11 protein-coding genes are annotated in these 12,948 nt (G+C 70.3%); 6 read left to right on the top strand and 5 right to left on the bottom strand.

The genetic code is table 11. The annotated features are described in order from the left end of the window. Positions 1-22: 22 nt before the first annotated feature. From ctaC to ACUKCB_RS12190, 4 genes are all read left to right on the top strand, one after another. Positions 23-967, top strand: a complete 945-nt coding sequence (gene ctaC / locus ACUKCB_RS12205; RefSeq protein WP_473040616.1) for an aa3-type cytochrome oxidase subunit II — start codon at positions 23-25, stop codon at positions 965-967. Next, the gene (gene ctaD / locus ACUKCB_RS12200; protein ID WP_191273464.1) at positions 968-2,638 is read left to right on the top strand and encodes an aa3-type cytochrome oxidase subunit I; all 1,671 of its coding nucleotides are present in this window, start codon (positions 968-970) and stop codon (positions 2,636-2,638) included. Further along, positions 2,635-3,060, top strand: coding sequence for a cytochrome c oxidase subunit 4 (locus tag ACUKCB_RS12195; RefSeq protein ID WP_473040615.1), 426 nt, complete (start codon positions 2,635-2,637; stop codon positions 3,058-3,060). Before ctaD ends, ACUKCB_RS12195 begins: the two co-directional genes overlap by 4 nt. 251 nt (positions 3,061-3,311) lie before the next feature. Further along, positions 3,312-4,619 (top strand): L,D-transpeptidase, encoded by a 1,308-nt coding sequence (locus ACUKCB_RS12190; RefSeq protein ID WP_473040614.1) that lies wholly within the window; start codon positions 3,312-3,314, stop codon positions 4,617-4,619. Here ACUKCB_RS12190 and ACUKCB_RS12185 read toward each other — a convergent pair. From ACUKCB_RS12185 to ACUKCB_RS12165, 5 genes are all read right to left on the bottom strand, one after another. After that, positions 4,616-5,764 carry a glycosyltransferase family 4 protein gene (locus ACUKCB_RS12185; RefSeq protein WP_473040613.1) on the bottom strand — a complete coding sequence of 383 codons (1,149 nt, stop codon included), beginning with the start codon at positions 5,762-5,764 and terminating at the stop codon, positions 4,616-4,618. The two genes, ACUKCB_RS12190 and ACUKCB_RS12185, sit on opposite strands and share 4 nt — an antisense overlap. 139 nt (positions 5,765-5,903) lie before the next feature. Then, complete coding sequence (locus ACUKCB_RS12180; protein ID WP_473040612.1) at positions 5,904-6,926, bottom strand: C40 family peptidase; 1,023 nt, start codon at positions 6,924-6,926, stop codon at positions 5,904-5,906. A gap of 346 nt (positions 6,927-7,272) precedes the next feature. Continuing rightward, complete coding sequence (locus ACUKCB_RS12175; protein WP_473040611.1) at positions 7,273-8,265, bottom strand: C40 family peptidase; 993 nt, start codon at positions 8,263-8,265, stop codon at positions 7,273-7,275. Positions 8,266-8,648: 383 nt separating this feature from the next. Further along, the gene (locus ACUKCB_RS12170) at positions 8,649-10,043 is read right to left on the bottom strand and encodes an NYN domain-containing protein (protein WP_473040610.1); all 1,395 of its coding nucleotides are present in this window, start codon (positions 10,041-10,043) and stop codon (positions 8,649-8,651) included. Beyond that, positions 10,040-10,321: a hypothetical protein gene (locus tag ACUKCB_RS12165; protein ID WP_473040609.1), complete on the bottom strand. Its 282-nt coding sequence runs from the start codon at positions 10,319-10,321 to the stop codon at positions 10,040-10,042. The genes ACUKCB_RS12170 and ACUKCB_RS12165 overlap by 4 nt, the downstream gene beginning before the upstream one ends. A 131-nt stretch (positions 10,322-10,452) precedes the next feature. Between ACUKCB_RS12165 and ACUKCB_RS12160 the strand changes: the two genes are divergently transcribed. Then, positions 10,453-12,177, top strand: coding sequence for a DEDD exonuclease domain-containing protein (locus ACUKCB_RS12160; RefSeq protein WP_473040608.1), 1,725 nt, complete (start codon positions 10,453-10,455; stop codon positions 12,175-12,177). Next, positions 12,155-12,919 carry a rhomboid family intramembrane serine protease gene (locus tag ACUKCB_RS12155; RefSeq protein ID WP_473040607.1) on the top strand — a complete coding sequence of 255 codons (765 nt, stop codon included), beginning with the start codon at positions 12,155-12,157 and terminating at the stop codon, positions 12,917-12,919. The genes ACUKCB_RS12160 and ACUKCB_RS12155 overlap by 23 nt, the downstream gene beginning before the upstream one ends. Positions 12,920-12,948 lie beyond the last annotated feature (29 nt).

Genomic DNA, 12,948 nt, shown 5'->3' with positions numbered 1-12,948 from the left:
TTCACCGCTGGGAAGGCAATCCGTGAGTCCGACCCGCCAAGAAAATCGGCGCTCAACTCTGCGCCGATGGGCACCACGCGGCGCCGCGCTCGCCGTGCTGGGGCTGGCCGCGACCGGCTGCGCGTCGAACGAGCTCACTCGTTTGGGCATGCCGGAGCCGATCACCGAGCAGGCCGAGCGTGTTCTCTCGCTCTGGCAGGGCTCGTGGTTGGCGGCTTTCGCGGTCGGCATTCTCGTGTGGGGACTGTTCATCTGGACGATCCTCTTCCACCGCAAGCGCTCTGAGCAGCTGCCGCCACAGGTGCGGTACAACATGCCCATCGAAGCGCTGTACACCGTCCTGCCGATCGTCATCATCTCGGTGCTCTTCTTCTTCACCGCGCGAGACCAGGCCTACCTGCTCGACACCGAAGAGCCCGCGGACGTCCATGTAGAGGTCGTGGCCTTCCAATGGGCCTGGCAGTTCAACTACATGGACGACACCAAGGAGAACGGCGGGGAGGTGCTCTTCTCCGAGACCGGTGTCCCCAACCCGGACGGCACCGCCAACCGCGACACCCAGACCACCCTGGTGCTTCCCGAGGACGCCGTCGTCCACTTCGACCTCCACTCGCCCGACGTCATCCACTCGTTCTGGATTCCGGCGTTCGGCTTCAAGATGGACGTCGTCCCGGGCCGTGACAACGCCTTCCAGGCGAACATCAACGAGGGCACCGCGGGCGACTACGTCGGACGCTGCGCCGAGCTGTGCGGTGTGGACCACACCCGCATGCTCTTCAACGTCGAGGTTCTCCCGCAGGACGAGTACGACACCTGGGCCGCCGAGCAGGAGGCCGAGGCCTCCGAGGCCGAGCAGGCCGAGGGTCCCGGCGCCGAGACCGACCTCGCCGAGGGCACGGGTGCCGACGGCACTGACGCTGAGGGCACGGGCGCCGAGGCGACCGAGTCCGAGGAGAATGACGAGTAAATGGCAACCGAACCCCACGACGGGCAGACACCGTCACGCAAAGGGTCGATCATCGTCAACTGGATGACGTCGACCGACCACAAGGTCATCGGGTACATGTACCTGATCACCTCCTTCGCCTTCTTCCTCCTGGGCGGCGTGCTGGCGCTCATGATGCGTCTGGAGCTGTTCCTGCCGGGCATGCAGGTCATGTCCAACGAGCAGTTCAACCAGATGTTCACGATGCACGGCACGATCATGCTGCTGATGTTCGCGACCCCGCTGTTCGTCGGGTTCTCGAACATCCTCATGCCGCTGCAGATCGGCGCCCCGGACGTGGCCTTCCCCAGGATCAACCTGTTCGGCTACTACCTGTACCTGTTCGGCAGCCTCATCGCCGTCGGCGGGTTCCTGACCCCGGGTGGCGCGGCCAGCTTCGGCTGGTTCGCCTACACGCCGCTGTCCGACGCGGTCCGCTCGCCGGGCCTGGGCGGCGACCTGTGGATCCTGGGCCTGGCCGTCTCCGGTCTGGGCACCATTCTGGGCGCGGTCAACTTCATCACCACCGGCCTGTGCATGCGCGCGCCCGGTATGACGATGTTCCGGATGCCGATCTTCACCTGGAACACCCTGCTCACCAGTGTTCTGGTGCTCATCGCGTTCCCGGTGTTGACCGCGGCCCTGATCGCCCTGGGCGCGGACCGGATGATCGGTACCCAGGTCTTCAACGCCGAACACGGCGGCGCCATCCTCTGGCAGCACCTGTTCTGGTTCTTCGGGCACCCGGAGGTCTACATCATCGCGCTGCCGTTCTTCGGTATCGCGACCGAGATCCTGCCGGTGTTCAGCCGCAAGCCGATCTTCGGCTACAAGAGCCTGGTGGCGGCCACCATCGCCATCGCCGGCCTGTCCGTGACCGTGTGGGCCCACCACATGTTCCCGACCGGCGCCGTGCTGCTGCCGTTCTTCTCCTTCATGACGTTCCTCATCGCGGTTCCCACCGGTGTGAAGTTCTTCAACTGGATCGGGACGATGTGGCGCGGCCAGCTCACCTTCGAGACGCCGATGCTCTTCACGGTCGGCTTCCTGGTCACCTTCCTCTTCGGTGGTCTGACCGGTGTGCTGCTGGCCTCTCCGCCCATCGACTTCCACGTCACCGACTCCTACTTCGTGGTGGCGCACTTCCACTACGTGGTCTTCGGCACCGTGGTGTTCGCGATGTTCGCGGGCTTCTACTTCTGGTGGCCCAAGTTCACCGGCAGGATGCTCAACGAGAAGCTGGGCAAGTTCCACTTCTGGCTGCTGTTCCTGGGCTTCCACGGCACCTTCCTGGTGCAGCACTGGCTGGGTGCGATGGGCTTCCCGCGCCGTTACGCGGACTACCTGCCCGGTGACGGGTTCACCGAGCTGAACCAGATCTCCTCGGTGTCCTCGTTCGTGCTCGCGGCCTCCACGCTCATCTTCTTCTGGAACGTGTACATCACCGCGAAGAGGGCGCCGCTGGTCACCGTGGACGACCCGTGGGGCTACGGCTGCTCCCTGGAGTGGGCGACCTCCTGCCCGCCGCCGCGGCACAACTTCACGTCGCTGCCGCGGATCCGGTCCGAGCGTCCGGCCTTCGACCTCAACCACCCGCACGCCGCGGCCCCAGGTGCGACCGATCCCGAGAGGAACAGGGTGAGCATGCCATGAAGATGCAGGCCTATCTGTTCATGGGCATCTCGACCTTCTTCGGTCTTGCTGCTGCCCTGTACATCTACTGGTCCATCCAGGACACCGGCCAGATCGAGTGGGCGGGTACCACCGCCCTGGTCGTGGCCATCGGCTTCGGCTGGATGGTCGGCTTCTGGCTCTGGCAGGCGGCCCGCCGCAGTGAGCACTTCCACGGGCTCCCGCCCGAGGAGCGCCTCGACGGTGAGATCGCCGAGAACTCCGGCGAGTACGGTTTCTTCAGCCCGCACAGCTGGTGGCCGATGTTCGTCGCGCTGGCGGTCGCCTTCACGGCGGTCGGCGTCGCGATCGGCTGGTGGATGGTCATCACCGGCTTCTTCGCGATCATCCTCACCGCGATCGGCTGGATCTTCGAGTACTACCGCAAGGAGTTCCAGCACTGACGTGCGCACCCCACGTGGCGATTACTCTTTGAGAGGGATTGGCTACGCAGGGTAGGATGCGAGAGTCACCGCCCCGGTGGCCGGACGGTCGTCCCAGGACGATCCCCGGGCACCGGGGCGCTCTTTTCCGGTGACCTCCGCGGCCTCTTCCCAGGGGCCGCGGTGCATTCAGGCCCTGACGGCGTCACACCGGCGCGCATCCGCTCCGCACACGCCCGGGCCCGTCGAGACAGACGCTGGAGGTCCTTGGTGTGAAGCGACGAATCTCCCACCCGCGACCGGCCGTGACGGCCGCTGCCACTCTCGTGTTCCTCACGGCGGCCTGTACCTCCCCGGGCGGGCCCGAACCCGAGGGCACCGCGGTCCCGGGGGAGGGCTCCACGGGGCCGGAGGTGGAGATCACCCCCGAGCCCGGAGCCACCGCGGTCCCGCCCAACAGCCCGGTCCGGGTGACGACCGCGGACGGAACCGTCACCGACGTCCGGATCGAACAGGCCACCCCGGACGAGATCGCCTCGGGCGGCTCCGAGGACCCGGAGGAGGGCGGGAACGCCTTCGAGGTCACCGGCACCCTCAACGAGGGCGGCGACACCTGGGTGAGCGACTGGAACCTGCGCCCCGGGGCCGCGGTCACCGTCACCGCCACCGCCGCGGACGCCTCGGGTGAGGAGACCGAGGTCGTCTCGGAGTTCACCACCCTGGAGGCCACGCCCGGGCAGCGCCTCGAACTGGCCGCCAACTTCCCCAACAGCGGTGACGTCGTCGGGGTGGGCATGCCGGTCATCGTCACCTTCGACCTGCCCGTCACGAACAGGGAACAGGTGGAGAACTCCATCGAGGTCACGGCCGAACAGGAGACGGAGGGCGCCTGGAACTGGATCACCGACGAGACGGCGGTCTTCCGGCCCAAGGAGTACTGGGACCCCTACCAGGAGGTCTCCGTCGACCTGCGCCTGTCCGGAGTGGAGGCCGCGGACGGCGTCTACGGAGTCGAGGACCACCGGATCGAGTTCGAGGTCGGCCGCGAACTGGTCTCCACCATGCACGTGCCCGACCACGAGATGAACGTGGCGATCGACGGCGAGAACGTCCGCACCATCCCGGTCAGCAACGGTGCGGCCCAGGAGCGGTTCAACACCACCACCTCCGGGACCCACCTCACCATGGAGAAGTACCGGACACTGGTCATGGACTCCGCGACCGTGGGCATCCCCGAGGGTTCGCCCGGCTACTACCGGTTGGACGTGGACTGGGCGGTCCGCACGTCCAACAGCGGCGAGTTCACCCACGCCGCCCCCTGGAACGGCAGGATCGGCAGCGCCAACACCTCCAACGGCTGCACCAACATGTCCGTGCAGGACGCACGCTGGTTCCACGACCAGTCGCTGATGGGGGACGTCCTGGAGACCACCGGAACCGACCGGCAACTGGAGTGGGACAACGGCTGGGGCTACTACCAGCGCTCCTGGGAGGAGTGGCTCTCCCACAGCGCGACCGGCCTACCCCAGAGCACCGACGGCTCCGGCACCCCCGGCTCCGTGCACGGGGAAGGCCTCTAGGGAGCCGTCCCCGCGCCCCCCAGAAGGCCGTCCAGGCGTTCGAGGGTGCGGTCCCAGGTCCATTCCCCGGACACCCACTCCCGGCCGTGTGCGCCCATCTGGGCGGCGCGGTCGGGGTCCTTCAGGAGCCGGATGAGCGCACGGGCGGTCGGCCCGGGCACCGAACCGTCGACCACGTGTCCCGTCCGGTCCTCCAGCACGGCGTCCGGGGCGCCCCCCGAGGCCCCGGCGACCACCGGGAGCCCGGTGGCGGAGGCCTCCAGGTAGACCATCCCCAGGCCCTCGACGTCCAGGCCGTCCCATCTGGTCCGGCAGGGCATCGCGAAGACGTCGCCCGCGTCGTAGTGGGCGGGCAGTTCGTCGGCGGGGACCGGGCCGGTGAACCGTACGGAGTCCATGCCCCGTGCCGCCGAGCGGAGCCGGGGGGCGTAGGGGCCGTCGCCGACGAACAGCAGGACGGCGTCCGGGACGTCGGCCAGGACCCGGGGCCAGGCCCGGATCAGGGTGTCCTGGCCCTTGCGGGGCACCATGCGGGACACGCACACGACCACGGGCCGCGTGCCCAGACCGAGGCGCTGGCGGACCTCGTCCCCGCCGACCCCGGGACGGAAGCGTTCGGTGTCCACGCCGGGGGCCAGGCGGCGCATCCGGGACGCGGCCGAGGGGGAGAGCGAGCGCGTCAGCCGTCGCCTGGTGTACTCGCCCAGATAGGTGACGGTGTCGACGGTCTCCCCGATGCGCCTGAGCACCGAACTCCCCCCGGGGACCACCGTCCAGCCGGTCTCGTGTCCGTGGGTGAGCGCCACCTGGCGCCGTACCAGCGGACGCAGGCCGGCGGCGAGCAGGCCCAGGGGGGCGGCGGCCCCGTAGAGCACCGAGTCGCACCCCTCCAGCTCGGCGATGGCCCGGGCCCTGCGGGCCACCCTCGGCGTGGGCAGCAGCACCCTGGCCGCGTCCCGTACGACGGGGAAGGGCTGGCGCAGGTCGAAGTGCGGGTCGGCGGTCCGGTCCGCGTCGCCGGGGGAGGAGCAGTAGACCAGGACCGACCCCTCGGGGCGGCGCCGGGCCAGCTCGTGCACGAAGGACTCGATGCCGCCCGCGCGCGGAGGGAAGTCGTTGGTGATGATGAGGGTTCTTCGGGACACCCCAGGATTCTAGGGCCCGGGGGCGCGGACGTCCTGGAGCGGCGCGGGCGGGCCGGGACAGGTGCCCGGCGATCTTGCTACCAGGGGCAACTTCGGCGCCGAAATCGCCTCTGGTAGCAAGATCACCGCGGGGGAGGGCCTAGGGGCGCACGGCGGCGACGAAGTTGGAGCGGTAGTAGTCGCTCAGCTGGACCGTGCCGATCGGGCGTGAGGAGGTGGAGGCGTGGACCATCACGCCGTCGCCCGCGTACAGGCCCACGTGGCTCGGGCTGGAACCGTAGAAGAAGAGCAGGTCACCGGGCTGCTTGTTCTCCCAGGACACCCGCTGGCCCGCGTTGACCTGGTCGTAGGTGGTGCGCGGCAGGTTCACGCCGACCTGGGCCCAGGCGGCCTGGGTGAGGCCGGAGCAGTCGTAGCCGTCGGGGCCGGTGCCGCCCCAGACGTAGGGCTTGCCGACCTGGTCGTAGGCGAAGCTGAGCACGGTCTGGGCATTACCCGAGGCCGGGCCGGTGTAGGTGGCTCCGCCGCCCCCGCCGCTCCCACCGCTGTCGGTACTGACGTTCTCGGTGGCCGCCGCCTGCTCCTCGGCGGTCAGGTCGGCGAGGATCGCCTCCTGCTCGGCGATGGCCTCCTCGGATTCCTCGGTGGCGGTCTCCGCCTCCTCCAGCGCCTCCGCGGCGGATGACTCGGTCTCCTCCGCCTCGGTGCGCAGGCTCTCCAGGTGCTCCAGCTGCTCCACGTACTGGGAGAGGCTCTCCTGGTGCTGTTCCGAGAGGTAGGCCAGGTCGGCCTGGTGCTCCAGGGCCTCCTCGGGGCCGGTGGCGCCGATCAACTGGGTGGGGGAGGTCAGGTCCACGCCGGTGTAGGCGGTGTTGGCCAGGGTGCGCACACCACCGCTGAGTTCCTCGACCCGCTCCTCGGCGGTCTCGATGTCCCCGAGGATGCCCTCCAGCTTCTCCTCGGCGGCTTCGTAGGTCTCCTTGGCCTCGTTGTAGGTCGCGTTGAGTTCGATGAACTCCTCTTCGAGGCTCTCGATCTCCTCGCGGACCTCGTCGGCGGTCGGCTCGGCGTGGGCCACGGCGGCGGGGAGGAGGAGGGCGCCGAGGGCGAAGGAGGCGATGACCGCGGTCTGGCGCCGGCGGTCGCCACGGGATGCAGACACAGGGAAACACCTTTCTCCCCTTGTCCCAGACCTACGGGAACAAGGGACTGCACCGGGTGGGATCCTCGGGCCAGAGTGGGTGGCCGAAACGGTGTGGGGGTGTGCCCGACCCGGTCGCGGCTGTCACCACCGGGGGGTGGTGAAGAGGAGCAACCACGCTCGGCGATGAACACTAGTGCATCTCTTGGGACGCTCTCAACTGTTTCGTGACGTTCCAGCACAAGACGTGGACTGTCCGAAATACGATTCCTCGGCCCGGGCACGCCATCCGAGCTCGGCCCCGCATGCGTGAGGCCGCCGCCCCGGAACGGGACGGCGGCCTCACGGACGGGTGTGGAACCGCGGTCTACAGACGCACCGCGAACTCGAACTGGCCGGCCCAGTAGGCGGCCAGGTCGACGACCTCGATGTTGCGGCCGCTGCTCGGAGCGTGCACCATCTGGCCGTTGCCGGCGTAGAGGCCGTTGTGGCCCTGGCCGGAGAAGAACATGATGTCGCCCGGCTGGAGCGAACCGTAGTCGTTGATCCGCGTGCCCATGCCGGCCTGCGCGTAGGTGGTGCGCGGCAGGTTGACGCCGGCGTGGCGCCAGGAGGCCTGGACCAGTCCGGAGCAGTCGTAGCCGTTCGGGCCGGTGCCGCCCCACACGTAGGGCAGACCCACCTTGGAGTAGGCGAAGTCCAGGGCGGCCGAGGCGTTGCCACTGCCCGCGTGGGTCTGGCCGGCGCTGTCGTCGGCGCCCTCCGCCGAGGGGTCGGAGTCGGGGAACTGGGCCAAGAGCTCCTGCTGCTCCTCGATGGCCTCCTCGACCTCCTCCTTGGCCTCCTCGGCCTCGTCCTTGGACTCCTCAGCGTCCTCCAGGGCCTTCTCCGCCTCGTCCTTGAGCGCGAACAGGCGCTCGGAGGACTCGCCGAAGTCGTCGAGCTGGCTCTGCTGGCTCTCCGACAGGTAGTTCAGGTCGGCGTTCTGCTCGAGCAGCGTCTCGGGGCCGTCGGAGGTCAGCACGTTGGCGGTCGAGTTGAGGTCACCGCCCTGGTAGGTGGCGTTGGCGAACTGCTGGACCTGTTCCCGCAGCTCGTCGTAGCGCTCCTGCTCGTCGCCGACCTGCTCGTCGAGTTCGTCGTAGGCGGCCTTGGCGGCCTCGTAGTCCTCCTCGGCCTGGTTGTACTCCTCGACCGCGGTGGAGGCCTCCTGGTTCAGCTCCTCGATGCGGTCCTCGACCTCGTCCTGGGTCGGCTCCGCGTGTGCGACACCAGGGGCGATGAAGGTACCGGCGGCGACCACGCCGAGACCGGTCGTAGCGATTCGGCGAGCCGTACGCCGACCACCGGGGTTCTTCATGGCGGTCCACGCTCCTTGGAATTGGGAAGTCCGCATGGGGTATTCGGGAGACGGAGAGGCGCGGGGGTCCCGTATGCGGGCACGGGCCTCGTGTGAGTGTGCGGGCCTGTCGCCGGTCAGGAGAGGGCACAGGGGCGGCCTTCTATCCGACGAAGCACTCACGCTCCGGGAAGAACCTAGCGGACCGGCCCGTGCCTCTCAACCACGACGCGGAACGGACTTCGCCCGTAACGGCGGCCCCAGCCGCCCCGGTCCGGGCGTTTGGGCAGTGGAACGGGGGTGCGCCGGGCCCGGCCGGCATCCGCGCGTGGGTTCGCTCTCAGCCGGGGCGTCCGCACCCGGGTCCGGTCCGGGTACGGGCGCCCCGGCTGCGGGAACCCGGTTCAACCGTGCGAGTCCAGGCGGCGCAGGAAGATCGGGGAGGGCACCGCGCGTGCACCCACCCGCCGTACCGCCGTCACGATCTCCTTGTCGGAGGTCACCACGGCGATCGGCCGGCCGGGAGGTTCGGCCCGCACGAGGCGGACGATCAGCTCGTCCGCGGTCTCACCGGGGGCGCTGAACAGCAGACGGACCCGGCGGCTGGGCACCACCGGAGGGGCCTCCACATCCGCCCCGTCGAACACGCAGGTGATCTCCGCCTTGGTCCGGCTGGCGAGCCCCTCCAACGAGGTGAGCAGCCGGTTGCGCTGGTCGGCCAGGGGCAGGGTCCCGTACCCGGTCTTGGTGACGTTGTAGCCGTCGACCAGCAGGTGCACCCGGGGGACCGTCAGCAGGTGCTCCAGCAGACCCGGGTCGTCGTCGGGCAGACCGCCCAGCGACACCCGGCGCTGCTCCTCCTGCGCCTCGGCGAGCAGGTCGGCCGGGCTGTCCAGTGCGGTGGGCAGCGCCAGTTCACGCCGCAGACCGTGCGAGGCGTCCACCAGGACGTCCAACAGCACGCGCAGGCGCGCCTCGTCGGCGTTGCGGCCGGTGCGCACCGCCCGGCGGGCGTTCTCCACCTGGGCCTCGGCGTCCGCGAGCCGGGACCGCAGCCGGCGGTTCTCCACCTCCAGCGCGCTGACCTGGTTCTCGCTCTCGTGGCGCCGGTCGGCGGTCTCGGCCAGGGCCCGGTCCGCCTCGGCGGTGGCCCTCCTCGCGCGCTGCCGCTCGGTGTGCACCTTGCGGCGCAACTCGGCGATCTCCGCGCGCTGGTCGCCGATCTGCCCGCGGAGCCGTTCCAGCTCCGCCTGGTGTCCGCGCCGGGCCTCCTCCAGGCGTCTGCGAACGTCCTCGAGGGCCTCCGCGGCCTCGTCCACCTCCTTGGCGCTGGTCTGCCGGTCCAGCTCGGCGTGGACGTCCTCGATGATCCCGGACCAGCCCCGTGGCCGTAGCAGGTAGGCGCTGGCGGCCACCGCCACCGGGTCGGCCGCGGGCGGGACCACCCCGGCGCGCATGCCCTCGGCGAGTTCGGGCCACACCTGCTCCACCCGGGCGGCGACCATCCCCCGGAAACCGGCGTCGTTCTCCAACTGGGCGGCGATCTGCGGACCGGCCAGCCTGGCCCGGCGGCGCGGTTCGAACCTGGCGACCCTGCGCAGCAGCGGGGGAAGGTCGGCCGGACGCATTCCGCCGAGCACGTCGGAGCCGTACTCGACCACCCGGGCCCGCACCGCCTCGGGCAGGGGACGCCGGAGCAGCTCCCCGCCGTTCTCACCGTCCGTGGTTCCGGCCGCGCCGTTCCCGTCGTCCGGGTCGGCGCCGTCGGCCTCGCCGCCCGCCTCCGGGCGGGCGCTCATGACCGACCCGTCGGGCTCTCCGACGAGGAGCCGGAGACCGGGCTGTCGGCGTCGGGACGGGGGACGATCTCCACGCTGTCGGTGGCGCCGCACCACCGGCACCTGACCCGCTCGACCGTTTCGGAGAGCACGGTGCGCTCCTCGACCTCGCCGGCACCGGACAACTCCTGGTGCACGAAGTCCTGGGAGCGCACGGTCCGGGTCACGTCGAACCGCGTGAGATTACCGCACCCGGTGCATCGCCAACGCTCACTGTCACCCGGCATCGCGATCCCCACGGTTCCTCCTTGCGTCGTGCTCCTCGCGGGGCGGCGGTCCGTGCCGCCCCGTCATCCACATCTTTCCATGTCGGGCGGGGCGGACCGTAGCCCGGCGGTGTTTGGTCGTGGGCCCCGACTACCCTGACCGGGTGCTTCGACAGTCAGCGGCGCCCGCGGGCGTCCAAACCAGCCTCGAAGACCTGGGCACGCCGCTGTCTGAGGTCTCCTTCGTCGTGGTCGACCTGGAGACCACCGGCACCAGCGCCTCGAAGTCCCGGATCACCGAGATCGGCGCGGTCCGCGTGCGCGGCGGGCGGGTCGTGGACGAGTTCGCCACCCTGGTCGATCCCGGCACCCTCATCCCCGCCGACGTCACCCTGCTGACCGGGATCACCCAGTCGATGGTGGCCACCGCCCCGCCGGTCGGGGAGGTCCTGCCGGACCTGCTCGCCTTCCTGACCGCGGACCCGAACACCGTGCTGGTCGCGCACAACGCCCCCTTCGACACCGGTTTCCTCCGGGCGGCCTGTGAACGCGAGGCCGTCGAGTGGCCCGCGCCCCCGGTCGTGGACACCCTGCGCCTGGCCCGGGCCGTGCTGCCCCGGCCCGAGGTCCGCAACCACCGCCTGGGCACCCTGGCCGCCTACTTCGGCACGCCCACCACCCCCAACCACCGGGCTTTGGACGACGCCCGCGCCACCGTCGACGTGCTCAACGGGCTGCTCGCCCGGCTCGCGCCCCTGGGGGTGAGCAGCCTGGAGGAGCTGCGGGCCGTCAGCAAGCCCCCCACCCGCGCCCAGCGCGAGAAGCGGCACCTGGCCGAGGACCTGCCCGAACGCCCCGGCGTGTACGTGTTCACCGACGCCCGGGGCCAGAGCCTGTACGTCGGCAAGAGCAACAATCTGCGCCGCCGGGTCGCCTCGTACTTCACCGCGGCCGAGTCCCGCAGACGGATCAGGGAGATGGCCGGGCTGGTCGAGGGGGTCACCCCCATCGTGTGCACCACCGACCTGGAGGCCTCGGTCCGCGAACTCCGCATCATCGCCGAACGCAAACCGCCGTTCAACCGCCGCTCGCGCAACCCCGAACGCGCCGCCTGGGTCAAGCTCACCACGGACGCCTATCCGCGCCTGTCCGTGGTGCGCGTGATCAAGGACGACGGAGCGCCCTACCTGGGCCCCTACAACTCACCGAGGGAGGCGGAGGCCGCCCGGGAGGCGATTCTGCACGCCCTTCCGCTGCGCCAGTGCACGCACACCTTCAGCCCGGACCGGCCGGTGGCCCGGTGCGTACTCGCCCAACTGGGGCGTTGCGGCGCCCCCTGCGACGGCTCGGAGACACCGGCCGCCTACACCGTGCACGCCGACGCCGCGCACACCGCCATGACCGGGGACCCCGCCGTCGTCGTGGACGCCCTCACCGGCCGCATCCGCGAACTCGCCGCCGAACTGCGCTACGAGGAGGCGGCGAGTCTGCGCGACCGGCTCGCCGCCTTCCTGCGCGGCGCCCGGCGTGCCCAGCGGCTCACCGCGATCGCCGCGGTGCCGCACCTGGTCGCCTCCCGGCCCGGGGCCACCGGGTGGGAGACCGTCGTGGTCCGCCACGGCCGCCTGGCGGCCAGTGCCGTCCTCGCGCCCGGCACCGACCCCGCCGCGTTCCTGGGCTCCCTCACCGCCACCGCCGAGCGGGTACCCGCCGGGTACGGTCCGGTCCCCAACGCCACGGCGGGGGAGACCGAACTGGTCCTGGACTGGCTCACCGGAGCGGGCACCCGCCTGGTCGAGATCGAGGGGGAGTGGACATGCCCGCTGCGGAGCGCCGAAGCGCACGCCGAGATGACACACTGGGCCCATGGCCGCGCTTCCGCTCAATGACGACTACCCCGTCCGTCGCGCACCCGTCGTCGCCTTCGGGCTGATCGCGGTCAACGTCCTCGTCTACCTGCTGTCACCGCAGGCGACCACCGCCGTCTGGTACCCGGTGGACATGGTGGGGCGCTTCTGCGCGATCGACGACTACTTCATGCGCTGGGGCGCGATCCCCGACGAGATGCTGGGCCGGACCGACCTGGCCGCCCCGCTGACCCCCGAGTGCGGCGGCATCGAGGGCAAGTCCGTCTGGTTCTCGGTGCTCAGCTCGATGTTCCTGCACGCGGGGCCCGCGCACCTGCTGGGGAACATGGTCTACCTGTTCGTGTTCGGGCCGGTCGTCGAGGACCGGATCGGCAAGTTCCGCTTCCTGGTCCTGTACCTGGTCACCGGGATCGTCGCCGCCTACGGCTTCGCCCTGGCCGACGCGGACGGAACCGTGCCCATGATCGGTGCCTCGGGGGCGATCTCCGGGGTACTCGGCGCGTACCTGGTGGTGCAGTTCCGCAGCCGGGTCACCACGTTGGTGTTCGGGGTCATCCCGATGCGTCTGCCCGGGTGGGCCGTGGTGGGCAGCTACTTCGCGCTTCAGTATCTTCTCTACGTCACATCCTCGACCGCTCCGGGCGCCGGATCCAACGTGGCCTACGCGGCGCACGTCTACGGGTTCGTCGCAGGGGTGATCGTGGGACTCGTGGTGTACCGGCTGCGATGGCGCTCCGGGACGCGGCTCTCCGACGTCTACTAGTGCCCCGCCGGCCGGCGCCCGTCCCGCAC

The organism is Nocardiopsis moroccensis (genome assembly GCF_055763695.1).
Note: the sequence above shows the minus strand (reverse complement) of the source record. Positions and strands in the feature narration are given on the sequence as shown.